The organism is Paraburkholderia sp. IMGN_8 (genome assembly GCF_038050405.1).
In the GTDB taxonomy this organism is placed as follows: domain Bacteria; phylum Pseudomonadota; class Gammaproteobacteria; order Burkholderiales; family Burkholderiaceae; genus Paraburkholderia.
Map to the genome: position 1 here is coordinate 920,678 of NZ_CP150901.1, position 25,938 is coordinate 946,615.

The 25,938-nt window shown below is 61.1% G+C and carries 14 protein-coding genes and 3 pseudogenes; 11 read left to right on the top strand and 6 right to left on the bottom strand.

Going from position 1 to position 25,938, the window contains the following annotated elements; all coding sequences use genetic code 11:
- Window positions 1–139 precede the first annotated feature (139 nt).
- From WN982_RS25475 to WN982_RS25485, 3 genes are all read left to right on the top strand, one after another.
- Complete coding sequence (locus WN982_RS25475) at window positions 140–412, top strand: DUF3331 domain-containing protein (RefSeq protein WP_341318404.1); 273 nt, start codon at window positions 140–142, stop codon at window positions 410–412.
- Window positions 413–572: 160 nt separating this feature from the next.
- Complete coding sequence (locus WN982_RS25480) at window positions 573–1,493, top strand: LysR family transcriptional regulator (RefSeq protein ID WP_341318405.1); 921 nt, start codon at window positions 573–575, stop codon at window positions 1,491–1,493.
- 18 nt (window positions 1,494–1,511) lie between these two features.
- On the top strand, window positions 1,512–2,114 hold the full coding sequence (locus WN982_RS25485; RefSeq protein ID WP_341318406.1) for a hypothetical protein: 603 nt from the start codon (window positions 1,512–1,514) through the stop codon (window positions 2,112–2,114).
- A gap of 1,259 nt (window positions 2,115–3,373) precedes the next feature.
- Here WN982_RS25485 and WN982_RS25490 read toward each other — a convergent pair.
- From WN982_RS25490 to WN982_RS25500, 3 genes are all read right to left on the bottom strand, one after another.
- Window positions 3,374–3,652, bottom strand: coding sequence for an EF-hand domain-containing protein (locus WN982_RS25490; protein ID WP_341318407.1), 279 nt, complete (start codon window positions 3,650–3,652; stop codon window positions 3,374–3,376).
- A 1,502-nt stretch (window positions 3,653–5,154) separates the two neighbouring features.
- Entirely contained in the window at window positions 5,155–5,724 is a 570-nt protein-coding gene (locus WN982_RS25495; RefSeq protein WP_341318408.1) for a helix-turn-helix domain-containing protein, read from the bottom strand.
- A gap of 387 nt (window positions 5,725–6,111) precedes the next feature.
- Entirely contained in the window at window positions 6,112–7,575 is a 1,464-nt protein-coding gene (locus WN982_RS25500) for a TolC family protein (protein WP_341318409.1), read from the bottom strand.
- A 93-nt stretch (window positions 7,576–7,668) separates the two neighbouring features.
- On the opposite strand from WN982_RS25500, the gene WN982_RS25505 reads away from it, so the two are divergent.
- From WN982_RS25505 to WN982_RS25525, 5 genes are all read left to right on the top strand, one after another.
- The gene (locus tag WN982_RS25505; RefSeq protein ID WP_341318410.1) at window positions 7,669–8,286 is read left to right on the top strand and encodes a TetR/AcrR family transcriptional regulator; all 618 of its coding nucleotides are present in this window, start codon (window positions 7,669–7,671) and stop codon (window positions 8,284–8,286) included.
- Between the two features lie 81 nt (window positions 8,287–8,367).
- Complete coding sequence (locus tag WN982_RS25510) at window positions 8,368–9,483, top strand: efflux RND transporter periplasmic adaptor subunit (protein WP_341318411.1); 1,116 nt, start codon at window positions 8,368–8,370, stop codon at window positions 9,481–9,483.
- Window positions 9,480–12,617: an efflux RND transporter permease subunit gene (locus WN982_RS25515; protein ID WP_341318412.1), complete on the top strand. Its 3,138-nt coding sequence runs from the start codon at window positions 9,480–9,482 to the stop codon at window positions 12,615–12,617. The genes WN982_RS25510 and WN982_RS25515 overlap by 4 nt, the downstream gene beginning before the upstream one ends.
- A gap of 185 nt (window positions 12,618–12,802) precedes the next feature.
- Window positions 12,803–13,609, top strand: coding sequence for an oxidoreductase (locus WN982_RS25520; RefSeq protein ID WP_341319421.1), 807 nt, complete (start codon window positions 12,803–12,805; stop codon window positions 13,607–13,609).
- Between the two features lie 166 nt (window positions 13,610–13,775).
- Window positions 13,776–14,522: an NAD(P)-binding domain-containing protein gene (locus WN982_RS25525; protein WP_341318413.1), complete on the top strand. Its 747-nt coding sequence runs from the start codon at window positions 13,776–13,778 to the stop codon at window positions 14,520–14,522.
- A gap of 130 nt (window positions 14,523–14,652) precedes the next feature.
- Here the strand turns inward: WN982_RS25525 and WN982_RS25530 are convergent, their stop codons facing one another.
- Window positions 14,653–17,619, bottom strand: a complete 2,967-nt coding sequence (locus WN982_RS25530) for a Tn3 family transposase (protein WP_341318414.1) — start codon at window positions 17,617–17,619, stop codon at window positions 14,653–14,655.
- A 151-nt stretch (window positions 17,620–17,770) separates the two neighbouring features.
- On the opposite strand from WN982_RS25530, the gene WN982_RS25535 reads away from it, so the two are divergent.
- Window positions 17,771–19,477: a phage integrase family protein gene (locus tag WN982_RS25535; RefSeq protein WP_341318415.1), complete on the top strand. Its 1,707-nt coding sequence runs from the start codon at window positions 17,771–17,773 to the stop codon at window positions 19,475–19,477.
- A 194-nt stretch (window positions 19,478–19,671) separates the two neighbouring features.
- Here the strand turns inward: WN982_RS25535 and WN982_RS25540 are convergent.
- Both WN982_RS25540 and WN982_RS25545 read right to left on the bottom strand, forming a co-directional pair.
- Window positions 19,672–20,399 (bottom strand): annotated as a pseudogene (locus WN982_RS25540) (IS6 family transposase); the annotation flags it as partial.
- Between the two features lie 48 nt (window positions 20,400–20,447).
- A pseudogene (locus WN982_RS25545) lies at window positions 20,448–22,962 on the bottom strand (DUF3772 domain-containing protein).
- A gap of 223 nt (window positions 22,963–23,185) precedes the next feature.
- Between WN982_RS25545 and WN982_RS25550 the strand changes: the two are divergent.
- Both WN982_RS25550 and WN982_RS25555 read left to right on the top strand, forming a co-directional pair.
- Window positions 23,186–23,937: pseudogene (locus tag WN982_RS25550) on the top strand (IS5 family transposase).
- Between the two features lie 478 nt (window positions 23,938–24,415).
- On the top strand, window positions 24,416–24,700 hold the full coding sequence (locus WN982_RS25555) for a hypothetical protein (RefSeq protein WP_341318416.1): 285 nt from the start codon (window positions 24,416–24,418) through the stop codon (window positions 24,698–24,700).
- Window positions 24,701–25,938 lie beyond the last annotated feature (1,238 nt).

Consider the following 25,938-nt stretch of genomic DNA (forward strand, 5'->3'; position numbering starts at 1 on the left):
TATAAGCGTTCGAACATTGCACTGGGGAAAGCGGATTATGAATTGCGCTGTTGATGTATGGAGGATGACCGTCGTAAGGCTCGGCGAACCACCCACTGGGGGCGGATCTGTCCTCGAAGGTTTGTCTCGCAGACGGTGGATGGGATCGAAAGCCGAGCCCATCGCACGCATACTTGACCAGCCGACCGCTCAAACGCTGATTGTTTCCTGGTGCGATGCCCGCTCCGGACACTATGGTTATCAGACATGGCGTGCAGTCGTCGCGTGCGTGCCAGGCATCTGTGTGTTGACCGGCCGGTCCATTAAAGTCGGAGATGCGATCTACAAGCCGCGCGTCCTTGGGAGCGCACCGGCTAACGCTGACGCGATGATCTGCGCGAAAAGCGTTGGCACGATAAAGCAGCGCAATTGATCTTGTTCGAATTTGCCGATGCCTCGGCGCGCGCGATATTACAGCGCTAGCGAACGCAAGGATACCCCGCGCATCCGGGCGTCAGCAGTCATTGCAAAAAACGGCAGGCTGGCCGAGCCTGCGCCTGCCTGAATCGTCATGTAGCAGACGGACGTAAACGATGGAATATATCGAAAGCTTGCGCCTATTCCGCACAATTGTTGAAGTAAAAAACTTCAGGCGTGCCGGCGAAATGATGGATCTGTCGCCTTCAGTCGTCTCGCGGGCAATCGCAGCGCTGGAAGAGCGCTTGGCGACGCGACTATTTCATCGCTCGACCCGGCAGTTTTCGCTAACCGAAGCTGCTGAGTGCTTTTACCTCGGTTGTTGCCGCATTCTCGACGATCTCGACAGCCTGGAAGCCAGCGCTGCGGGTCACGGTAGACTGCCGACGGGGGTATTGCGACTGGTCGCGCATACGACAGCCGCATTAACGTGGCTCGCACCGCTGATCGCTTCGTTCAAACGCAAGCATCCAAACGTCACCCTGGATATCACATTGACTGAGCGGCCCGTCGACCTGACGGCTGACGGTTACGATCTGGGTATCGTGCTTCCTTTCATGCTGGCTACGGACCTGGCTGTGACGCGGCTTCTGCAGCGGGTGCCGCTCGTTATTGTCACAACGGAAGCTTATTTGAGCAGGCGTCCTCGGCCCCGACATCCCGCTGACTTGGTCGACCATGTGTTCGTCGCCGTCCCTCCGTCAATGCACAAGCCATTCGTCACCTTTCGGATGGACCAGCAAAACGTCGCGGTCCCGATCAACTATGAGATCGCTTCGAACAACCCGATATTCAATCGCGACATCATCCTCGAAGGGTTCGGTATTGGTCTGCTGCCCATTACCCTTGTTGAGCAGGACCTGGAAGCCGGACGGCTTGTCCGTCTGCTGCAAGACTTCGAGATCGCCGATACAGCGGCGGAAGTCCGGTTGGCATACATCGGACGGGCACTGTTACCCGCGAAGGTCAGGGCGTTCATCGACCATACCGCGGAGTTTTTTGAACGGAACATGGAACCGCCCAGTTCTGCTTGCTAGATCGCGACGTGACAGTACGTGCACGCAAACATCCGAAAGGCGGTTTCACCATCTGAAGCGCTGGTGGCGTATCAGCAACCGCTGCAGCAGTCCCGCGCCGTGCTGGAGTTGTGGATGCAGATTCGCACGACGGCCTGGACGTTGGCCCAACTGCCGAGTCTGGCGGTCCGAGACGCCTTCCCGATCGAGGCGGTGGCACCCTCGCGCACGCAATGGCTGTGCATGGAATTTGCGGACGTGCCTTCGCGACGGCTTCGACCGCAAGTCCCAGAAATTCGTCTTCCCGGAACAGCGCAACGCCCCCCGCTTGAGGCTTTAGCCCTGCAACTGTCCGGAGCTCTTTACGATTCATCGCGTTTTGTCGTTGGTTTCGCTAGATCACTGCCACGCACTGGAGCTGGTGAGGGAGCGATGCCGATGTCTAACGTCGAGAAGAAGTTGACAGTGCTGTCGCAACTCTTCGGGCGTTATCCGACGCTTGCGGCCTGGTTGCTATTGCGGGTCAAGCAGCGCCGCGTCCTGCTGCAGCAAATCAACTCCGATGGGCGATCGCGCCATGTCTGCGACGCTTGCAGTTGCGGCACGATGAATTCCTGCGACGGTGAAGGCTGGGCGGGCTGACAGCCGCGGATTATCCGTTCAACACGGCCGGGCACGCGATCCGCTCGCTGTCGCAGCGACTGAATGCTGAGATGCCGCGCGGTCATGGAACGGCCGCACGTTCGGCGGGGTCTCGCCCCTGAAAGGTCAGCCGCGCACTGATGACATAAAGAGTCCGGCCGCGACTCGGCCGTATGAGGTAGTGGAATTCGACGGCCACCGGCTCGACATCCGCGTGAAGGTGGTCGTGTGTGATTCACGGGGCTTCGAGCACGAGTTCGAAATGAAGAACTTTCGTTTTACGGCGTCCGCAATGCGGAGGACGGCAGCCGATACAATTTGCAGATCCATAATATTGCCTAACCGTCACCGCTGCACTGCCGGCTCGCAGTGCCTTCGTCTTGCTACCGCCGGGCAGCAAAGCTAAACGCTCGCCGCTGGCTTGCACGTGTTCATCCGCGTTTGCGGTCCGACGAATCGGACGCGGTCGTCGCCACGTTCAGGCGCAAGCGACGATTGGCGGCGAGAAGCATACCGCATGCAGACAGAGCGCCGATGAGCAACGCGCCCAAAGCCCCACATGCGATAAGTTGGACTCTTGACGGCCCTGACGCTGGTTGCGATGTGTCGCTCTGCTGCATCGATGCTGAGATGTCCGACGCCGCCTTCGGCGCGACGGCCTGTTGCGCGACTACGGTTGCTGCTGGGCTAGACGCCGGGTGGGAGGAAGCTTGCCGATGAGGCTTACGTTTCGGCGCTTGCGCCACGGTGCTCACCGGCCGAGACGCTGCGGCCGCGACAAACGGGGGCGGCGCGGGGAGCTCGATAGGGGGGCGGGGAGGCCCGGCCGAGACTGGTTGGCCCGGTTGCGACGACGGCGGGGTGGGCAAGGCTGGGCTGGGCATTGAAGGAGCGGGGCCGGGACCAGGTGCCTCGATGACCGGAGGTAGCGGGGGCGGTAGAGCCACCATGAGGGGCATATCGACGGTCGTGCGAGCCAATGCGATATGCGCAGCCAAACCCGACGCTGCAACGGTTGAAAGAAGAAAAAAACTTTGGAGTTTCATCGGGTTCTGCTTCGCGAAACTTCGCCTTTTAGTCCGATGAGAGGGGGCGCCGCGAAGCGGCGCTCCAAGTAATGATCTTGGGGTAATTGTCCTTGTCTATCGTCATCGCTGTCCCGTCAAGTCGCTCAATGGCTTGCGCGCGCAAGAATTAGGCGACCTGTCGCGAAGCGGCATGCAGCGGAGCGAGAAGGTTAGCTAGCGCGGTCCGGGCGCTCATTGGGGGAACGAGGGAGGCGGGGGCAACTGCGGCGGGTGGTTCGACACATACTGCTGGATCTGCGCCGGCGTGACATAGCCCAAATGATTGGTGTCGATTTCATCGAAATGCGCGGCGAGAGGCGGCATGGCGGCTTGCACCTGCTCCTTTGTGAGCTTGATGGTGGAGCCGCCGGTCGCGGCTGCAGCGGACGCAAGCTGCGGCGGCACGCTGCTTTGCGCAAACGCCGATGTGCTAATAAGGAATCCAAACATTGCAAAGTGAATCTGCTTCATTTCTATTCTCCTGAGGTTGAGGGTGGGCCCGCTGGCAGTCAGAGTAGCGGCCATATTGGCAAACCGACAAGCTGGTGCGGGCCGCCGGCATATCGCTCGGCCGGACAAATTGCGAGCGATCGGCGGTGGCACCGCTCACCAGTCAGCTACCGAAGCAGACCGGCTTATCCGAAGCCACGTGAGCTGGCGGACCCACAGTCGACGAACTGTTCGCGCCGCCGTAGCTTTCAAATGCTTGCTGCTGAGCCGCCACGCGCGGTAGCGCGGCCTGGAAGTTCATCGAATATTGCATATCGGCGCTCGAGCGGTCGTGGTAGCCCGTCTGTTGGAGCTGAACCGGTTCCGCACGCACTTGCTCAAGCCTTGGCGGACCGCAGCTGTGTGCGAACGCGACGTGGGGATGGAGAGCACTGACGCGACAACGGGAGCGGGGATGAATGCCTTAGCCTTAGTCATGATGAGACCTCCATATCGAGCGTCGGATACAACGGACGTGGGTTTGTGAAACAACGGCCTGGCGGGGGGCGCAAGCCTGAATGCCAATTCGTTGAGCGGCAGTTTATCCACTTACTGTCGGATTACAAGCGCGCGGGAGGCAACGAACAGTTCCCGTTGCAGCAATGTTGCATGCCAATCCCGCGAAGCCGTCCTTACTTTTCGAATATTTCGACGGAAAGGATGCGGCGGTAGCGTGTGCTCGGCCAGAACAGCCGGCAGGCGCCTGATGACGGCCTGCCCGACCGGCAGACTAATACCGAACTTCTGGTTGCAATCCTTGAGCTGTCAAGCCGGAGAGTCAGCCGACCCGGCGTCAAACACGGTGTTGCGGGCCGTGATTGCCCACGCCGTTCGGGCCAGCTTATTGGCCAGCGCTGTTTTGCGACGACTGAAAATTGATGACGTGAACGGCACAGTGGCCTGGCGGCAAACCTGATCAAGAAACAAGTCTTCAGACTGTGTCCGTTTTTAGGACCGTCAGGCGCAAATCTCATCGTGGCGCGGGAGCTATCCCCAAAACGACGCCGAATAGCGATCGGCCGCCGGCCGCTGACGGTTGGTCATACGAAATAAAGGTCGACGGCTACCGGCTGATGTGCAGGACTGAATCCGGCAACGTGAAGTTTTCACGCACAACGGAAACGACTGGACAATCCGCATGCCCCGCCTACGCGGCGCGTTAACCGGATTGCCGGTCGACAACGCCTGGCTCGACGGTGAGGGGCGGGCTGGATGCAGCGGGCAAGCCGGACTTGGGGGCGCTTCAGAAAACGGAAAATAAAGCACGTTAGCGACAGGCCACCGTCGCTTGTCGCCCCTCTCCCGCCATTTGACGCTGCCGCGCGCCAACGACCGCTCACGAACTTGGACATTCTGCCGACCAAAGTGCTCTCTGACGGCTTCACGCGAACGACAACTCGCTGACCTGGCAAGTACGGGGTAACGGATTGAGTCGCTTAACGGGATGTCTGTGGAAGAGCGGGCAAGATCAAGCCAGGGTTCACTTAGCACGACGGCCTGAAGAACATCCTCGTGAAGATGTTGCACCACACCGCTTCGACCGAAGCGTTCGGCAGCTCGTTGCGCATGGTCATGTTGAAGTAGAGGACACCGTCCATCAGTGCGATAGCAGCGAGCGCATGGTCGGCGCAAGGGCCAGGCAACTGCATGTTAGCGCGCTTGCAGAACTGCTCGATGATCGACGCGACCATATCGCGCTTTTCCAGCCACAGAACGTTCACGCGTTGCCGGAATTTCTCGTCGCGCATGGCGTGTAGACGTGCCTCAGCCCAGATGACGTAGTGGTTGTCGTCGCGATAACACTGCGCATACAACAGGGTAAGCTGCTTTTGCAGTTCTTCGCTGCACGGGGCGGCGTCTAGCAGCTTCCGCAGGTTTTCGCGGATGTTCTGATGATCGAGACGGAGCAGTTCGACAAACAGGTCGCTCTTGCTGTTGAAATTCGAGTAGAACGCACCGCGGGTATAGCCGGCCCGGGCGGCGATTTCCTCTACGCTGGTCGCGGCCAGCCCTTTCCTGGCAATGCTCAAGGCCGCTGCGTCGAGCAGACGCATGCGGGTCTGTTGGCGGGCTTCTTCCCGTGTCAATCGTTTGCGTGGCATACGACAAGGTACCCAGCCATCTGGCACATGTAATTCGCGTTATTGAATTTTGGACGTCCAGCCTTGTAATGAAAGCCGATTGCCCATCCCGCGGGTTGACGTGCGGGTTGCGGACCGAATACTTCCATCAGCGCACCCGAACATGAATCAGCCGGGTGCTGCGCGTGGTGCAGGCGAAACGCTGCGCTTCCATTCCTTGATGGCAGGCGACGGCGGGGACGGTTCGACAGGCAGCCGTTCCGGTGCACGGGTGAAATGGAGTCCTCAGCAATGGCCATGGAGCAACGAAGATGGCGAAATTCCATGCTCCTCCTTGAGCGCTATAGGCGCGTGTAGTTGCTACCTGATGGCTACCGCCGCCTCGGATTCGCCAGGTTGCCAACCACCCCCGAGTGCCTTGAAGGCAGCGACCGCTGCACGTGCTGATTCCGTTTGCGCCTGCGCTCGCTCATCCGAGGCGCGCAGCAAGTTTTCATCGGCCTGCAGGACCTCGATCAGGCTGACGACACCTTTTTGATAGGCCGCAAACGAAGCCCCTCGCGCGCGGCCGAGCGAATCCACGCCCTGGGCGAGTACAGCGGCCTGTTCCTCGCGCTTGACCAGTGCCGAAAAAGCGTTCTCTACGTCCTCAGTTGCATGTAGCGCGGCAAGCCGATACGCAGCCAGCATCTCGGCCTCCCGGCCCCGGGCCTCGCTGATCTGCGCATTAATCCGGCCAAAGTCGAACAGACGCCAGCGCAGACCCAGCACGCCGGCAGCCTGGCTGGCGCCGCTCGAGAACAGATCGCCGCTGGCCACTGATGTCGCGCTACCGATCAGTCCACTCAGGGAGAGCTTGGGGTAGTACTCGGCGATGGCGACACCAATACGTGCATTCGATGCGGCGAGCCGTCGCTCGGCCACGATCAGGTCAGGCCGGCGCCTGAGCAGCTCGCCCGGCGATCCCGTGGCTCCGATCTGCGGGGCGGCCGGAATGTCGCCCGCTTCGAACAGTTCCGCCCGATGCGTGCCGGGCTGCGCGCCCAGCATCACATCCAGTGCGTTCATGGCCGCGTCCAGTCCCGTCTCGAGGACCGGGACGGATGCCCGGACCTGGGCAAGCGCCCCCTCGGCCTGCCTCACCTGAAGCTCGGCCGCCAACCCCTTGCCATACAGAAGGTTGATCGTTGAGAGCAGATCCTGCTGCGTCTGCACCTGCCGCCGGGCAACCATCAGACGGGCTTGCAAGCCACGGATGCTGATGTAGATGTCGGCGGTCTGTGCCGCCACAGCCAGGCGCGTGGCCGCTGCGCCCGCTTCCGAAGTCTGGTACTCGGCAAGCGCCGCGTCCCGTCCACGACGCAGCCCACCAAACACGTCCAGTTCCCAGCTCGCGCCGAGATTGGCTTCGTAATCGTTGCCGTAGCGGTCGAAACCTGGCGTCGAGTTCAGGACCCGCCCCAGGGGCGTTTCAACGGATTGATAGACTCTGGCTGCCTGGCCGCTGACATTGCCGGAAGGCAGCAACGCGGCATTCGCCGCCCCAAGTCCTGCACGCGCCTGGGCGACGCGAGCGGATGCCTGCACGAGGTCAAGGTTCTGCTCCAGCGCAAGCGCGACGAATCGTGTCAGTTGCGGATCGCCGAAACCCGTCCACCAGGTGACGAGGTCGGCCGTGGCCGTCGCATGCCGCTGATCGACCGCGCCCTGGCCCTGGAACCGCTCCGGCATCGGTACGTCGGGCCGAACGTAATCGGGACCGACGGCGCAGCCGGCCGAGAGGCTGGCGATGATGAGCATGGCAAGGGTGCGTTTTGGCAGCATGAGCTTCTTCCGGCGAAGAGAACGGGTAATGTGACTATAATACATTTTGGTCACTTGTTGTCGATTCCAGAGAGCGGCGGTAAGCTAGGAACCATGAAAAATGCAGCCACCTATCCCGTTTCGGCCCGCGGCCCGGCCGACCACGACGTGCGCGATCAGATCGTTGCGGCGGCCACCGAGCACTTCAGCCGGTATGGCTACGAGAAGACAACCGTTTCCGATCTTGCCAAGGCCATCGGCTTTTCCAAGGCGTATATCTACAAGTTCTTCGAGTCCAAGCAGGCTATTGGCGAGATGATCTGCGCGAACTGCCTGCGCGAGATCGAAGGCGAGGTCAAAGCGGCCGTTGAAGAGGCCGACCGGCCGCCAGAGAAGCTGCGGCGGATGTTCAAGGCGATCGTCGAGGCCACCCTTCGCCTGTTCTCCCAGGACCGCAAGCTTTACGAGATTGCCGCGTCGGCCGCCACCGAGCACTGGCAGGCGACGATCGCCTATGAAGAGCGCATCCAGAAGCTGCTTCAGGACATCCTGCAGGAGGGCCGGCAGAGCGGGGACTTCGAGCGCAAGACGCCGCTGGACGAGACCGCGATGGCGATCTACCTGGTCATGCGCCCCTACCTCAACCCGCTGATCCTGCAGCACAGCTTCGATTACACCGTGGAGGCGCCGGCGCAACTGTCCAGTCTGGTGCTCCGCAGTCTGTCCCCTTGAAGCGACGCGTCTGTGACTGTTGACTATATTGGTCACTAGAACCATAATGAAAGCCATCATCACTTCGTCGATGGGGCTTTCATGCTTTCGCGTCGCTTCGCCACCTCTACCGTCGTCTGTGCCTTGCCGTTTGCGCTGGTCGCTTGCGGCGCAAAAGCGCCATCCGATCCGCGCACCGAGGCGCCCATGGTGCGTGTCGCCACCGTCCGGAGCGCGACTCCAGCGTCGCGTTCGTTCACGGGAACCGTAGCCGCCCGGGTGCAGAGCGACCTCGGGTTTCGCGTCTCTGGCAAGGTGCTCGAACGGCTTGTGGATGCCGGGCAAACCGTCAGGCGCGGCCAGCCGCTCATGCGCATCGACCCCGTCGATCTGAAGCTCGCTGCGCAGGCGCAGCAGGAGGCAGTTGCGGCCGCGCGAGCGCGGGCGCAGCAGACCGCGGCAGATGAAGCCCGCTACCGCGATCTGCGCGGCACCGGTGCGATCTCGGCTTCGGCCTACGACCAGATCAAGGCGGCGGCGGACGCGGCCAAAGCCCAGCTCAGCGCAGCCGAGGCCCAGGCCGACGTAGCCCGGAATGCGAGCCGCTATGCAGAGCTCGTGGCCGATGGCGATGGCGTCGTCATGGAAACGCTGGTCGAGCCCGGCCAGGTCGTCAACGCGGGGCAGGTCGTGGTGCGCCTCGCCCACGCCGGGCGCCGCGAGGCCGTTATCCAGTTGCCGGAAACCCTGCGCCCTGCGGTCGGTTCGGTCGCGCAGGCCGCGCTCTTCGGCAAGGAAGGCGTGAGCGTTCCGGCCACGCTCCGGCAGCTCTCGGATGCGGCGGATCGCCTGACCCGCACCTTTGAGGCGCGGTATGTGCTGGACGGGGAGTTCGCCAACGCACCGTTGGGCACCACGGTCACGATCCGGATTCCGGATGGACATTCCTCCGCGCAAGGCGGCTTGCAGGTGCCGATTGGCTCCCTGTTCGACGCGGGCAAGGGGCCCGGGGTGTGGGTCATCAACGGCGAGCCGGCAAAGGTTGCCTGGCGGCCGGTTGCGATCCAGCATCTGGACGACGATGGCGCACGTATCGCCGGTCAACTCAGCCAGGGCGACCGGGTCGTCGCGCTCGGCGCGCATCTGCTGCGCGAAGGTGAGCAGGTCCGGCTGGCAGGCCAGGCCGCCGCCCGTATGACCGAGGGAGCCCGTCCGTGAGCGAAGGTCGTTTCAACCTGTCGGCGCTCGCCGTACGCGAGCGCTCCATCACCCTGTTCCTGATCTGCCTGATCTCGCTGGCCGGGCTCATTTCATTCTTCAAGCTGGGCCGGGCGGAGGATCCCGCATTCACGGTCAAGGTGATGACCATCATCACCGCCTGGCCTGGGGCCACCGCGCAGGAAATGCAGGATCAGGTCGCCGAAAAGATCGAAAAGCGCATGCAGGAACTGCGCTGGTATGACCGTACGGAGACCTACACAAGGCCGGGCCTCGCCTTCACGACCTTGACGCTGCTCGACAGTACACCGCCTTCGGAAGTGCAGGAGCAGTTCTACCAGGCCCGCAAGAAAGTCGGCGACGAGGCAGCCAACCTTCCGCCTGGCGTCATCGGGCCGATGGTCAATGACGAATACGCAGACGTCACTTTTGCGCTGTTCGCGCTCAAGGCCAAAGGCGAACCGCAGCGCCTGCTGGTACGCGACGCGGAGACGCTGCGCCAGCGGCTGCTGCATGTGCCCGGCGTGAAGAAGGTGAACATCATTGGCGAGCAGGCGGAGCGGATCTATGTCGAGTTCTCGCATGACCGTCTGGCAACGCTGGGCGTCAGCCCGCAGGACGTCTTCGCCGCGCTCAACAGCCAGAATGTGCTGACGCCGGCTGGCTCCGTTGAGACCAGGGGCCCTGAAGTGCTGATTCGCGTGGACGGTGCCTTCGACGAAATGCAGAAGATCCGCGACACGCCGGTGGTGGCGCAGGGGCGCACGCTGAAGCTGTCGGACTTTGCCACCGTCAAGCGTGGCTATGAAGATCCGGCGACGTTCATGATCCGCAACGGCGGCGAACCTGCGCTGCTGCTGGGCATTGTCATGCGCGACGGCTGGAATGGGCTTGATCTCGGCAAGGCGCTGGACGGCGAGGTCGGTTCGATCAACGCCGGATTGCCGCTGGGCATGAGCCTGACCAAGGTCACCGACCAGGCCGTCAACATCAGCTCGGCGGTCGATGAGTTCATGGTCAAGTTCTTCGCCGCCCTGCTGGTGGTCATGCTGGTCAGCTTCTTGAGCATGGGCTGGCGCGTGGGCCTTGTGGTCGCCGCGGCCGTGCCGCTGACACTGGCGGCGGTCTTCGTGGTGATGGCCGCGACCGGCAAGAACTTTGACCGCATCACCCTGGGGTCGCTGATCCTGGCGCTGGGCCTGCTGGTGGACGACGCCATCATCGCCATCGAGATGATGGTGGTGAAGATGGAAGAGGGTTACAGCCGCGTCGCTGCCTCCGCCTATGCCTGGAGCCACACCGCTGCGCCCATGCTGTCGGGCACGCTGGTCACGGCCGTCGGCTTCATGCCAAATGGCTTCGCCCGATCCACTGCGGGCGAGTACACCAGCAACATGTTCTGGATCGTTGGCATTGCACTGATCGCGTCCTGGGTCGTCGCAGTGGTTTTCACACCCTACCTGGGCGTCAGGCTGCTACCCGACTTCAGGAAGGTCGATGGTGGTCACGGCGCGATCTACGACACGCCGCGCTACAACCGTTTCCGGCAACTGCTGGGGCGCGTCATCGGGCGCAAATGGCTGGTCGCCGGTTCGGTGGTGGCCCTCTTTGTCGTGGCCATACTCGGTATGTCGGTGGTCAAGAAACAGTTCTTCCCGATCTCCGACCGCCCCGAAGTGCTGGTCGAAGTGCAGATGCCCTATGGCACGTCGATCGCCCAGACCAGCGCCGCCACGGCAAAGGTGGAAGCCTGGCTGGCCAGACAGAAGGAAGCCCGGATCGTCACCGCCTACGTCGGCCAGGGCGCGCCGCGCTTCTATCTGGCGATGGGACCGGAACTGCCTGATCCGTCGTTTGCCAAGATCGTGGTGCGCACGGACAGCCAGGATGAGCGCGACGCGTTGAAGCAGCGACTGCGCCAGGCGATCGCAAACGGTCTCGCGTCCGAGGCGCGCGTACGCGTCACACAACTCGTATTCGGCCCGTATTCGCCGTTCCCGGTCGCCTACCGGGTCACTGGTCCGGACCCGGACAGGCTACGCGGTATTGCGGCTCAGGTTCAGCAGGTGATGGATGCCAGTCCGATGATGCGCACGGTCAACGCTGACTGGGGCACGCGCACGCCCACGCTGCACTTCACCTTGCAGCAGGACCGGTTGCAGGCGGTGGGACTGACCTCCAGCGCGGTGGCGCAACAACTGCAATTCCTGCTGACCGGTGTCCCTGTCACTACCGTGCGCGAGGACATCCGAACAGTGCAGGTCATTGCGCGTTCGGCCGGCGACGTCCGTCTCGATCCGGCCAGGATCGGCGACTTCACGCTGGCTGGCGCCAACGGGCAGCGCATTCCGCTCTCACAGGTGGGCAAGGTCGACGTGCGCATGGAGGAGCCGATCATGCGCCGTCGCGATCGCATGCCGACGATCACCGTGCGGGGCGACATCGCCGATGACCTGCAGCCGCCGGATGTGTCGGCGGCGATCACCAGGCAGCTTCAGCCCGTCATGGACAGGCTGCCGGGTGGCTACCGCATCGAGCAGGCCGGCTCCATCGAAGAATCAGGCAAAGCGACGGTAGCCATGTTGCCGCTATTTCCGATCATGCTGGCGATCACCCTGCTGATCATCATCTTCCAGGTGCGCTCGATCTCCGCGATGGTCATGGTGTTCCTGACCAGTCCATTGGGGCTGATCGGCGTCGTGCCAACCCTGATTCTTTTCCGGCAGCCATTCGGCATCAATGCGCTGGTCGGCCTGATTGCGCTGTCGGGAATCCTGATGCGCAACACGCTGATTCTGATCGGGCAGATCCACCAGAACGAACGGGCGGGCCTGGATCCGTTCCACGCAGTTGTCGAAGCAACCGTGCAGCGTGCCCGACCGGTGATTCTGACTGCGCTGGCGGCGATCCTGGCCTTCATTCCGCTGACCCATTCGGTGTTCTGGGGAACCCTCGCCTACACGCTGATCGGCGGCACTTTTGCAGGGACGATTCTGACCCTGGTGTTCCTGCCGGCCATGTATTCCATTTGGTTCAGGATCAGGCCGGGCAACACGGCCAGTCGGAAAGGCCGCCACAAACAGGCCCAGCCTGTGGAACAGATGTTTGAGGACTCGCCCGCCGGTCAGAGGTAAACAACGCCGCGCAGCGAGGAAACGAGATGACGATCGGAGACTGCGTTGCCCTGGTCACAGACGTAAAAGGTAGCGTATTCGTCCGACTCTTCTCCCCTCTGGCACAAGTGAACCTTAACCGCAAGACCAATCCGGCTGCTGATCTGCCTTCCTGTTCCAAATCACCTGTATCGAAGGGAACTGCTATGTCGAATTCCACCGTTGTCGTTGTCACTGGCGTCTCATCGGGTATCGGACGCGCTGCCGCTGAAAAGTTTGCGAAACGGGGATGCCGGGTATTCGGCACCGTGCGCCGTTTAACCAAAGCGACCCCATTACCTGGAGTCGAGCTTATCGAGATGGATATTCGCGACGACGCTTCTGTTCAACCCGGCATTCAATCCATCATCGACCGGGCCGGCCGCATCGATGTACTGGTGAACAACGCGGGCATGAACATGATCGGCGCAGTGGAGGAAACCGCGATCACAGAGGCGGCGTCTCTGTTCGATACCAACGTATTCGGTGTACTGCGCACGACACAGGCAGTCCTTCCGCACATGCGGACGCAACGTCACGGAAGAATCGTCAATGTCAGTTCCGTGCTCGGTTTTCTGCCGGCTCCGTACATGGGACTTTATTCGGCTTCCAAGCATGCCGTGGAAGGACTGTCTGAAACGCTCGATCACGAGGTGCGCCAGTTCGGCATCCGCGTCACGCTCGTCGAGCCGTCCTATACGCGAACCAGTCTGGACGCCAATTCGCCTCAGGCAAGCTCACCAATTGCCGACTATGATCGCGAACGCGACATCGCATCGCGCTCTGTCGCTAACAGTGTCAAGGGCGCCCCTGAGCCCGACGGCGTGGCAAACACGATTGTCGCCGCGGCGCTCGGGAACTGGCGCATGCGTCACACTCCGGCCGGACAGGCATCTCTCCTGAGCAAATTGCGCCGCTTCATGCCGGCCGGTCCCGTCGATTCCAGCCTGAGAAAAGCACTTGGACTCGCCTGAAATCATCGCTCCGATTTCACACGAGGGGCGGGACTGCATATGGTGTTGTTCTTAAAAATTCGGCGCACGGATCCATAACTGAATCCGCAAACGTCGGCTTGGGCGGGCGATGAATTCCCGCGTCCAGACCGATGAAATCTCTACTCCTGCTCACGAGAGGTAGAACATGGAAATTGGCATCATTGGAATCGGCAACATCGGCGGCACGATCGCTCGCAAGCTGAAGGCCGCAGGGCACACCATCCGAGTGGCGAACTCAAAAGGACCGGATGGCGTTCGAGGCTTTGCTGATGGAATCGGTGCAACAGCCGTTGATGCAAATGGCGCGGTCGGGGGCGCTGACGTGATCATCCTGGCGATACCGCTTCCCGCCATGGCCCATCTTCCCACAGGCCTGTTTGAGGCGGTTCCTCCGGAGGTGCCGATCGTCGATACGAGTAATTACTACCCCGGCTTACGCGACCAGCGGATCCCGGAGATCGATGAGGGAATGCCAGAAAGCGCGTGGGTGTCGAAGCAACTCGGCCGCCCTGTGATCAAAGCCTTCAACAATATCCTGGCGTATTCGCTCGCAGAGCTTGGTGTTCCAGAGGGGACGCCGGGTCGCCTGGCCGTGGCCGTAGCGGGTGACAACTCCAGGTCGAAGCAGATCGTCACGACACTTGTGAATGAGGCCGGATTCGATCCTGTGGATGCCGGTCCGCTTGAACAATCCTGGCGGCAGCAGCCGTCGACACCCGCCTATTGCTGCGACTACGGCGCGGAGATGATGCGCAAGGGGCTCGCTGCAGCGGTCAAGGGTGACGCGCCGAAAAAGCGCGATCAGATGCCTGAACTGTTCGTCAGGCTCGGGCCTAACCCGAGCCATGACGATGTCATCGCCATGAACCGTTCGCTTAATCCGCTCACTTGAACGCAACATCGGCCGCTCGAATGACATCCTGTGTATGGTGACGAGCGGCGCAAACTGGCCGGTCTGAGCCGCTCAGCCAGCCTAAGCAAAACAGTTGTCACACTCAACACGCTATCAGGAAATGTTGACGCTAGTGGTCCCGGGCGGGACGCAGTGGCCGGAATCCACCGCGCCGCGTCTTCGGATCCTCACGCCACACGTAATCGCCTGTCAGGTTGATGTGCTCCCAGCCGAGTGGAGAAAGGTATGGTAGTAGCGTTGCGTCGATCGACTCGCCCCGGGCGAGCATTGCCTGCACGGCCCGCTGCAGATAGACGGCGTTCCACAGTACGATCGCCGCGGTCACCAGATTCAGGCCGCTGGCGCGGTAGCGCTGCGCTTCAAAGCTTCGATCGCGGATTTCACCGAGACGATAGAAGAACACTGACCGCGCGAGTGCGTTGCGGGCCTCGCCCTTGTTCAACCCGACGTGAACGCGGCGACGCAGTTCGACGTTTTGCAGCCAGTCGAGGATGAACAATGTGCGCTCGATGCGCCCGATTTCGCGCAACGCGATGGCGAGGCCGTTTTGTCTCGGATAGCTGCCGAGCTTGCGCAGCATCAGCGAGGCAGTGACGGTGCCTTGCCGGATGGATGTCGCCAGGCGCAGCACTTCGTCCCAATTCCTCCGGATATGTTTCTCGCTATATGAGTCGCCAATCATCGACGCCAGTGCGGGATAATCCTTGATGCTGCCCGGCACGTACAGTTTCATATCATGCAGATCACGGATGCGGGGCGCGAACCGGAAACCGAGTAAATGCATCAGCGCGAAGACGTGATCCGTAAAGCCGTTGGTATCGGTGTAATGTTCCTTAATGTGTAGATCTGACTCGTGATAGAGCAGTCCGTCGAGCACGTAAGTTGAATCGCGCACACCGACGTTGACGAGATTCGGGTAGTACGGTGCGTACTGGTCGGAGATGTGGGTGTAGAACATCCTGCCGGGTTCAGTGCCGTACTTCGGATTCACGTGCCCGGTACTCTCAGCGCGCCCGCCGGCCCGGAAGCGTTGGCCGTCCGACGACGAGGTGCTGCCGTCACCCCAGTGGATCGCGAACGGATGCGCGAACTGCGCGTTGACCAGTTCGGCCAGGGCCTGGGAATAGGTCTCGTCCCGAATATGCCAGGCCTGCAACCACGACAGCTTCGCGTAGGTCGTGCCCGGGCATGCCTCGGCCATCTTGGTCAGCCCAAGATTGATCCCGTCGGCCAGAATCGTCGTAAGCAGCAACGTCTTGTCCTTCGCCGTCTCGTCGGTCTTCAGGTGCGTGAAGTGACGGGTGAAGTCGGTCCACGCGTCGACTTCCATCAACAGTTCGGTGATTTTCACGCGCGGGAGCATGATCGACGTCTGGTCGATCAGGGCCTGGGCAAGGTCGGGTACCACCGCGTCGAGCGGGGTGATCTTCAGTCCCGATTCGATGATGATGGCGTCCGGCAGATCGTTTGCCGCTGCCAGCCGGTTGACGGTTTGGAAGCGCTGTTCCAGCGATTGCCGCCGCTCGTTGAGATACTCGTCGCAATCGATGATGATCGGTAACGGCAGCGCGTTGTCCTGCCTGATCGCCTCGAATTTGTTAGCGGGCAACAGATACTCGTCAAAGTCTTTGAACTGGCGCGAACCCTGCACCCAGACATCGCCAGATCGCAGCGAGTTTTTCAGTTCGGCCAGCGCGCACAGTTCATAGTAGCGGCGATCGATGCCGGCGTCGGTCACTACCAGCGACTTCCACCGCGGCTTGATGAAGGCGGTCGGCGCATCCACGAGCATCTTGCGCACACCGTCGTTGTCCATGGTCCGGATAGTGTCGATGGCGTCGAGCACATCAGTGGCCGCCGGTGCGGCCCGCAGCTTCAGGACATCCAGGAAGGCCGGAACGTAACGGCGCAGCGTCGAGTAATGGTCACCGATCTGATGCAGGAAATCGAATGCTTCGGGCTGTGCAAGCTGTTCGGCTTCACTGACACTTTTCGTGAAGGCGTCCCACGACATAAGGGATTCGATCGCTTCGAACGCGTCACCGCCACTTTCCTTCGCTTTCAGCAGCGCGCGGCCGAGCTTCCCGAACAGTCTCACCTTGTCGTTGATTGCCTTGCCCGACCGGTGGAACTGCTGCTGGTGCTTCTTTTTCGCGGCGTTAAAGATCCGGCCGATGATGCGATCGTGCAGGTCGACAATCTCATCCGTGACGGTTGCGGTGGCCTCCACTACGATGGCTGCCAGTGTCGCGTGACGGCGCTGCGCTTCGAACTTTGCGAGATCGGCCGGCGTCATCTGCGCCCCTTCCCGGGCGATCTTGAGCAGCCGGTTCCGGTGAATCAGCCGGTCGAGGCCAGCAGGCAGGTCGACCGCCTGCAGGATCTTCAGTCGGTCGATGTGTTGCAGCATCTGACGGGAACTGGCCTTGCCCGGCGGCAGCCGCAGCCACGCGAGCCACGTCATGCGGCCATCCGCCCGGCGCTGCAACAACTGGTCGAGTCGTTGCCGATGATCGTCCGACAGCGACTCAACGAGCACGTCGTGGATCCGGCGTGTCGCGCGCGTGACCGCCTCCGCACAGATCCGCTCGATGACGTTTGTCCCGGGAGCCAGTATTGCCCGCTGACGCAGGTACTCGAGCAGCGCACGGGCGAGTACGATGCCCTTGTCAGTCTGCATCGACAGGTCAACGAGCGCCTGCACCGCCGGGCGATAGTCGGCTACCGTAAACAGCCGCATCTGCAGCGCTGCCTGCAGTTCGAGCGCATGCTCACGGCGCGTTTGATCCCGCTGTCCATACTCTGTCCAATGCGTCGGTGCGATGCCGAGTTGCCCGGCAACGAACTGCAGCAGCGCAGGCGGTGGCATTTCGCCAGCGGCCAGCGTAATTCCCGGATAGCGCATGAAGCAGAGCTGAACGGCAAATCCCAGACGGTTCGCGGCGCCGCGATGCTGTCTGATCAGTGACAGGTCCGGCTCGCTGAACGTGTAGTGGCGAATGAGGTCATCATGGTTGTCCGGAAACGAGAACAAGCTGTCTCGTTCGGTAGACGAGAGAACTGAACGACGGGGCATGGCGGGCTCGACAGGGGATGGAGATGGTATTGCGACGGAGCACAACACCGATTCCAGCGGACTGAAGGATCAAAAATCAGCAGTGTAATACGATCTATTCAGATAATCCTTCTTATCGTAATTGGCACATTTTTACACTAAACTTCAGGTCATGAAAACGCGTCAGTCCTCGGTCCCCGTTCCGACCCATGAGCCAGAATCGCCGGTGTTTCCCGATGCGGACCGGCTTGCAACGCTGCGCGGCTGGTATGCGGGCCTGTCCTCCACGGCCGCGGTGGACCGTTACTTGTCGCACGGCAAAGCGTCGGGCCGGTCGGCGCGCGGCGTCATCGGCCAGATCCGCCAGCAACTGATCGCGTTCGCCCGGCATCGCCAGCGCACCGATATTGCTGATCTCCTCCAGCATCCCGTCAACGAACGGCTTGAGCGGGCCAGTGCGGTCACACACGCGCTCAAGATACTCGGCGCTTTGCCAGCGCCGCAGCCCCAGATCGCCGACGACGTCGAACTGTGGCTGACACCACGCGCCGTACGCGTGCTGCGTGCGCACGGAATCGCAACGCTCGCGGACCTGACTGTGCGCGTGCCTCGCCGGCGCCGCTGGTGGAGCACGATCCCGGGTCTTGGCCAAACGAGTGCCCGACAGATCGAGATTTTCTTCGAGGCCCATCCGCGATTGACGGAACGGGCGCGCGCACTAATCGCTACGGCCTCTCCAGGCCTGGTCGTGCCGTGGGAGCGGTTGCGGATACCGCATGAGGTTGATGGCTCGCACGGTAGCTTCCGCGCACCCCGGCAGGCCTGTACGCTGGACGCGTCGAACGACTACCAGGCCGTGCAGGCGTGGCTCTCGCTGCACGAGGCGCCCACGACCCAGCGCGCCTATCGCAAGGAGGCGGAGCGGTTGATTCTGTGGGCAATCATGGAGCGTGGACGGGCACTGTCGTCACTCACTACGGAAGACGCGATCGCCTACCGCAGCTTCCTGCGCCGGCCGACGCCGCGCGAGCGCTGGGTAGGGCCTCCACGGCCGCGCACGGCACCGGACTGGCGGCCGTTCGCTGGCAATCTGTCCCCGCGCTCGACCGCCTACGCGCTGTCGGTGCTGGGCGCACTGTTCCGCTGGTTGATCGAGCAGCGTTATGTGCTCGCCAACCCGTTTGCCGGCATCAAGGTGCGGGGCCGCTCTCGCGTCGCACCGCTCGACACGTCGCGCGGACTTACCGAAGGCGAATGGCTGCTCGTGCGTACCATTGCAGACGGGCTCGAATGGTCGTATGGCTGGGAGGCGCCTGCCGCGCAGCGGATGCGCTTCATGCTCGATTTCTCCTACGCGACCGGATTGCGCGCGAGCGAACTCGTCGGAGCGACGCTTGGCGACATCCGCACCGACGAACACGGCGATCATTGGCTGCATCTGGTCGGCAAGGGGAGCAAGCCCGGCAAGGTGGCGTTGCCACCACTGGCACGTACAGCGCTCGACCAGTATCTCGTACAGCGTCGTCTTCCGGTCACGCCGACGCGCTGGGACCCAAAGACGCCGTTGCTCGCGAGCTTGGAGCAGGACAGTACAACCAGCATCACCGGTACCCGCCTGTGGAATGTGATGCGGCGCTTCTTTGATCAGGCCGCTGATGTCATTTCGGCCGGCCACCCCACAGCCGCCGAAAAGCTGCGACGCGCCAGCCCGCACTGGATGAGGCACACCCATGCCACTCATGCACTGGCACGCGGGGCGGAACTGACGACGGTTCGGGATAACCTACGCCACGCCTCGATCGCGACCACCTCGATCTACCTGCAAAGTGACGAGGTTAAGCGGGCACGCCAGATGACTGACGCCTTCGCCGCTCGATAGCGCCAAGCCCGAGCCAGACGTGCGCTGCCGCTTAACGTGCATTATTTTCCGTTTTCTGAAGCGACCCCGACTTTAACGCACTGCAGAATGCGTTCGACAGCGCAGCACTGCTGAAATAACTGTTTTCTTTCGATCGGCACCGTCAACTTCTGGGTGCGAGGCGAAACAGTGGCAGGCATGACCACTGCTCGGAAAGCAGTTGACGGATTTTGGGTGACTTCGGTGAATTGGTGCCACGCAGCGAACCGAGCTGCAAGATGTTTGCGGTAGACGGGGGCGCGCAGCAAATGTCGGTTAAGCGCGAAGTGCTGTCGGATCGGGCCGAAGCTCGAGAGGCATGCCCGCGTGCGTTTCCAATCGCGAAACCCACGCATGGGGCGCTCACGTTCACGGATGGGCTGGTGGCTGTTCCCGGCCCGATTGTTCAGGCGTGCGGCGACTTTGACGAACACGTGTCTGAAGTTCGCCAGATCCGGGATGTCGGCCTTGGCGGCCGTGTAACTGCGCAATTGGTCGGTGACGATCTTGCGATGCACTGAACAGGAACGAAGCACCCGTAAGAAGAAGCGCTTGGCTGCGGCCTTGTCGCGTCGCTTCTGCAACAGGATGCCCAGTTCCGCGCCGTGCCCGTTGATCGGCCGCCACAGCAGATATGGTTCGCCGCGCAGCGTCACGAAACTCATCGAGATGCCAGGTGCTGCCGGGCTTGCGCCGTGCGGCCTTCACGCGATGGGCATAGCCGGCGCCAAACCTGTCAAACCAGCGGCGAAGGGTCCCGTAGGTCACGACCACACCGCGTTCGAACAGCAGTTCCTTGATGTCGCGCAGGCTCAGGTTGAAGCGAATACCAGCGCACCGCGTGGGTGATGACCGTGGGAGGAAACCGGTGGCCGTGATAGAAGAGCGATTTCGTTCTTGTCATCGCGCCATCTTACGCGGCCGCCACGTCAACGTGACAGAACCCCTGGGATCAGCACCTGTTGCCGGCATTTGCGGAGAACACATGAGCAGGAACTGGCTCGCGATCGCAATGGCTCACTTCCCGGCTTGAGAAGGCATCGGGCATCTCTCTGACCACCACCGTTCGGGGGGTTGACAGCGGGATGTGGGCGGCACGTAGCCGTTTGAGGATTGCAAATAGCAGTTCACTTCTTGTGTCCGCGGAGATTCGAGGACTCTTCACATGTCCGGTGACAGTCAGACTGATGCCGTCAGGCGTCAGTTGGCTGAACATGACGGACGGTATGGGATGGTTGAGAACCGATGGGTGATCCATGTAGGCTTCGAAAAGAATGTCGCGCACCTGCTCCGGGTCGATGTCCAGCGGAAACGTAAGCACGAGCGTCGCGACCCCTTGCGTGCTGTTACCCATCGTCACGTTACGCACGTTTTGGGATATAAGCTGCGAATTCGGGACGATTACCGTTGATCTGTCTCCGAGTTGGATTTCGGTAGCACGCACACTGATGCGCCGGATATCTCCTTCGATGCCGGCAATACTGATCATGTCACCCACTTTGACCGGCCGCTCCGCAAGCAATATGAGTCCGGAGAAGAAATTCTTCACGATCTCCTGCAAGCCAAAGCCGATACCTACGGATAGCGCGCTGACGATCCAGGCGAGGTTGTGCCACCGGACGCCGAGCACGGACAGACTTTGCAGCGCGACAAGAATGTAGCCGATGTTGGCATACACCGTCAGCAGTGAGGCACGCATACCCGGACTCATCTCGGTCTTGGGCAGGAACTCCCTGTCCAACCATTTACGGACCGATAGAACCAGGTACACCCCCACGCTGCACGTAAGCATCGCACTGAAGATATGGGCGGGAACGACATTCAGCGCAAGCAGCCGCTCGCCGCCCAGCACGTCAAGGATGCTATCGATCAGATCGGCAGGCGTTGTCCCCAGGCCGCCTGTGAGCAGCGCAATGACTGCAGCGATCATGAGTGCGCTGCGACCGGTTCCGGAAAGGATCGTTGCCACCTGTTCGAGATGGAAGTCCTTCAGACCGAACAGGTGCTTGATGGTTTTGCCGCTTGCGTGCAGCGGCGAAAAAATGCTCTCACAGCCATCATGTGTCAGCTTGACCAGGAGGTAGAGACTGCTCAGCACGATGTCGAACCACACGAGTTCGTAAGTTACGAATCGCGCGACGGAAATATAACCGCAGAGCAATGCAGCCAGAGAACCCGCAACGGACAGGATCACGGCGGCGTGAATCACGCCCGCGAGCGTCGCGCGAGCCTCAGGCGGTTCTCCGGCTGCGGCGAGCGCCGTACGTACCCGGTTTACCCGCAGCAACGACGCCCCGATGGTCAGGGCCACGACCAGCGCAACCAGGCCGCGAGTAAAGATCGTGAACTGAAGGCTGGTATCAATGGCCAGGTTGATATGCTCGACAGCCCCCGAAAACAGCAGTAATGCGGCCAGTGTCCGCGGAAAAGGGCTGAGCGCACGCGCAACCGGGTCCGCGATGGCCGGCAGCCGCCAGGATGGATGCCGGGTACAGAGCAACGCCCGGCCGAGAGCGGCGACCAGCGCGCAGTTGACGATATGTTTACCGAATCCATCGGTGAAGGTCTGAAGGGCGGGGGGCAGCGTCTGCTGACCGGCAATGACAAACGAGACAAGATGTACGGCACATAGGGTGGTCGCCACCGTCGCGAACGTAGTCGATATAGCGATCGCGCTGCGCCGCAAGCGGCCTTCCGGGAGCCGGCGCAAGCAAAACGACCCCAGAGTTGTTTCAAGAATGCGAGCTCCAACTGTCGTGATGGCCAGCGCGATCAGCACAAGCATCGCGGTCGCGAGCCGCCGGCCCGGTTGCCACGCCAGCTGGATCTGCGTCTCGAGCTGCTTACTGAACTCTAGCAGGCGTTGATAGTCTGCCGGTTCCGGATGAACGACAGGCGCCCAGAATGCAGCGCCAAGAATGCTGCCGGTGCGGAGTGCCAATTGGTCTTTGAGATGTTCGTGCAGCAATCGCGCAATCTGTGCGTTTACGTTGGAAAGGTTCTCCTTGATGCTTTCTGCCTGCCTGCCTGACCTCGGCGTCGAGTCGCTCCTGCTGCGCCGTGAGGGCGTTGCGCTGGTGCGCGACGGCGGGCGTTTCCGTATTGGTGTCAGGAGCGGGCGCTGGACCGAGTACGTCGAGCTGTGCATGTGTTCTCGCGAGCTCGGGCTGCAGCGACGTGGTCATCAATCTATCGACGTCGCCGGCAACCCCCCGGCTCATCGCGTCGAGCTCGAACAGCTGAGCATCGCTCGTTGCGGTGGACGCACGCTGCTTGATTTGATCTTCCTTGTCCCGAAGCGCGTTCAGCATCCTTGACGCGCCGGGTACCACGTCAGTCGCGGGCAAAGAATAAGCAGGAGCATGTATGCCGGAAGGCGGCAGGCTCTGCGCGCAGAGGGCGGCCGGCATCCCGCTGGACAGCGCCAGGACGGCAAGGCGAAGAACGAATGAAAGTACTTGTGGCATAACGCGAGGGCGGCGAAAGGGGCGTCCTTGAAAGCTCTTGCTCGTGGCCGGCGGACCGGCCGCCAGTACCGTAACGATGCTGCGGCCGGGCGAAGAGACCCACGAATGTTCGCGAGCGAAATTTTGCCGATGTGAATCAGTAGTGACGATAGTATCATAAACGAGCTTTTTACCAATATCGGACGAATCCATGCAAGCCTAGGGTCTTTTGCGGAAGAACAGGATGCCAAGGCTGATGCTCAGCGATGACCAATACGAACGGACCGGCCCCCTGCTACCAGGCAAATCCACAGACCCTGGTCGGACGGCAGCAGACAATCGATTGTTTGTCGAGGCTGTGCTATGGATCGCGCGCACTGGCAGCCCATGGCGAGATTTGCCGCCCGATTTTGGACCGTGGAATAGCGTGTACCAACGCTTTGCCAGGTGATCTCGGGCAGAGATATGGCATGCGGTATTCGCCGAGCTTGCGGGCGACGCCGACCTTGAGGAGATCTTCATCGACAGTACGATTGTGCGTGCCCACCAGCATGCTGCCGGCGCGGCCAAAAAAAAGGCGACCAGGCGATCGGGCGCTCGCGTGGCGGATTGAGTACCAAGATTCACGCGCTCGTCGATGGCCCGGGTATGCTGACTCGCTTTCACCTGACGGGCGGGCAGGCGGGAGACAGTCCCGAAGCTCTGCCTTTGCTGGGCGAACTGAAACCCGCCAGTCTGGCTGCCGACAAAGCCTACGATTCGAACGCGATCCTGCAACATCTGGAATCGACTGGCATTCAAGCCGTCATCCCCAGTCGCGCCAATCGTCTTGAGCAACGTCCCTTGGACGAACATCTGTATGCCTCTCGAAATCTGGTCGAACGGTTCTTCTGTCGCATCAAACAATTTCGTCGCGTTGCTACGCGATACGATAAGCTATCCGAACGTTTTTCATCATTTGTTGCGCTCTCCGCCTCTTTCATCTGGACCTGCTGATTGTCAACAGGCCCTAGGCGGCGCAGCATGTCCGACAGCGCCAGGACGCAGCCGATGCATTGCAGCGTGAAAGTTTCCCTGGCTGCAACATTGCACGCGAATGGCCTCCGCGCGTCCTCGCCCCAATCCTCGTGATCCGGTTGAGCGCTCGGTGGCACCATCAGCGGTTCGGATATCGGGTCGACCGCGTATTGACAATTTCGCAACTAAGAATTCCAGCGATCGAATGACTGCCCGATGTGCATATACTGCACTGCGCATCTGAGACACGTACCGGGTTGTTCGCCGGCTCAGCAAGTTGAGCAGCTTCCCGTGCTCTGTTTCGTTGCTTTTACGAATCGTTTCCCTCCCGCCTGTCGGGCTTAGCGGGCGTTCGCGCTCGCCGGGTGCTGGTGTGAACGGTAAGTCAGCTTTCTCGCGTACCTGCCCATGCAGTTTGACAGTGGTATGCAGGCTCAGTTATTAAGCAGGAACAGTTATGGCACAACTAATCATGTCCATGAGCGGGCAATCGAGAACCGAAGTCATTCACGAGATCGTGCAGCACGCGCTGCGCAGCGCTGCAACAGCGTCCAACCCGAATGTCGCTATCGATGTGCTCGGCGACGCACTGCTCGAGCTCGAGCGCCTGGTCGCGCTCAGGAGCGTTCTCACGCACTCATCGCCTGCGTGCCTGGATGTGCAACGAGGCTTTCGCGCGCTCTTTCGCGCGCCGAGTGGCGTCCGCGTAAAAGTAAGCGAACCGCCAGGATTGGGGCATTGAGCGCTGTGGCGACTTTTAATACGAGGTATCGCAAATGAAGAGGTGGTTTGCCGCGTTACTGTTTTCGTTCGTGGCTAGCTCGCACGCGGCCAGCGATTCGCCGATCGACGCAAGCGTCGAGAGCGTAGCGAGTACGAATGAAAACGGCGGATTGGTGGTGCTTCGGTCGACGGACGGACGGTGCCATTATTTCGGTGCACTTCAAGAGACTGCCCGCGCGCCTAAAACACTGCGTGAGCGTGTCATGGCCCTGCCAACCGACGGGAAGGTATACGACTGGATGACGGTCGTCAGCTTCTCTTCATGCTTGCAGAAAGATGGAACCTACCGCAGCGAACGGGTTTCGCTGCAGTCGCCAAGTGGACTGCGGCTTCGGATCGGGGACAGTGTTGTGCTGCGATGGTCCATATAGGCGAATTTCAGCGACGATTTTGCGTGGCTTATCGTCGGCAACGCTCGCGACAGCACATTTGTAGCAGAATGCGATCAGCAGCGACTGCGCGACAAGAGAACGACGGGCGGCTAGCGCCGAAAAACAATGCCAGGTGCGTTGAAGTGCTTCGCACCATCCGCCTTCTGGGCAGTGACTCGCCCACAAGTAGTTTTTGGGTCAAAGTTGACGCCGTGCGCAAAAATGATAATAATATCATATGCTAGGAATCGCGAAGGGTTGCACCCCGCGACTCTCGTCTATCGTACCAATGGTTTGCAGCGTGGACACGTCGAAAACCATCGAACGCTGCCTCGCTACCGTAAAGGTGTAACAGATGAATTTGTATTTCAATCCAAATGGCTCGCTGGACACGTGACGAAAATGAAACAACGCATGCCTTTCGTTTCGGCCTGCGTGTGCCTTTTCTCCCTCATGGCGACGACTAGCGGTTGCACGATAGTCACCCCCAGGCCTCACGTCATAGCGATCATCGTGCCGACGATGCCAGGACCACCGGTGGCAGCCGTACCTCTTGCGCCACCGTGTCCGTTCGCTCCCCTGCAGTTGAAAGAAATCATCGGACAACCCGGGGATCGATTACGGAATGGGGTTGCGCCTCCCACGTCGGAGGATCACTCGAGGCCGGAAGGTATCGACGCCAGGCCTCCCAACGCGTTTCGCACAACGACGCCCATCTGACGGACATCGCTCTTCGTGACTGCGGAGCCGGATGGTCAGTGGGTCCACGCGAAACTTTTGGCGCGCGGCTCTCCATCTAGCCGCGATGAGCCACTAGCTTACTCGC

Excerpts from the sequence above, each read along its gene's own strand:
- WN982_RS25495 (WP_341318408.1), bottom strand. The coding sequence starts at position 5,724 with ATGCGTCTGCTCGACGCAGCGGCCTTGAGCATTGCCAGGAAAGGGCTG.
- WN982_RS25475 (WP_341318404.1), top strand. The coding sequence starts at position 140 with ATGGGATCGAAAGCCGAGCCCATCGCACGCATACTTGACCAGCCGACC.
- WN982_RS25480 (WP_341318405.1), top strand. The coding sequence starts at position 573 with ATGGAATATATCGAAAGCTTGCGCCTATTCCGCACAATTGTTGAAGTA.
- WN982_RS25535 (WP_341318415.1), top strand. The coding sequence starts at position 17,771 with ATGAAAACGCGTCAGTCCTCGGTCCCCGTTCCGACCCATGAGCCAGAA.
- WN982_RS25530 (WP_341318414.1), bottom strand. The coding sequence starts at position 17,619 with ATGCCCCGTCGTTCAGTTCTCTCGTCTACCGAACGAGACAGCTTGTTC.
- WN982_RS25500 (WP_341318409.1), bottom strand. The coding sequence starts at position 7,575 with ATGCTGCCAAAACGCACCCTTGCCATGCTCATCATCGCCAGCCTCTCG.
- WN982_RS25555 (WP_341318416.1), top strand. The coding sequence starts at position 24,416 with ATGGCACAACTAATCATGTCCATGAGCGGGCAATCGAGAACCGAAGTC.
- WN982_RS25505 (WP_341318410.1), top strand. The coding sequence starts at position 7,669 with ATGAAAAATGCAGCCACCTATCCCGTTTCGGCCCGCGGCCCGGCCGAC.
- WN982_RS25490 (WP_341318407.1), bottom strand. The coding sequence starts at position 3,652 with ATGAAGCAGATTCACTTTGCAATGTTTGGATTCCTTATTAGCACATCG.
- WN982_RS25510 (WP_341318411.1), top strand. The coding sequence starts at position 8,368 with ATGCTTTCGCGTCGCTTCGCCACCTCTACCGTCGTCTGTGCCTTGCCG.
- WN982_RS25520 (WP_341319421.1), top strand. The coding sequence starts at position 12,803 with ATGTCGAATTCCACCGTTGTCGTTGTCACTGGCGTCTCATCGGGTATC.
- WN982_RS25525 (WP_341318413.1), top strand. The coding sequence starts at position 13,776 with ATGGAAATTGGCATCATTGGAATCGGCAACATCGGCGGCACGATCGCT.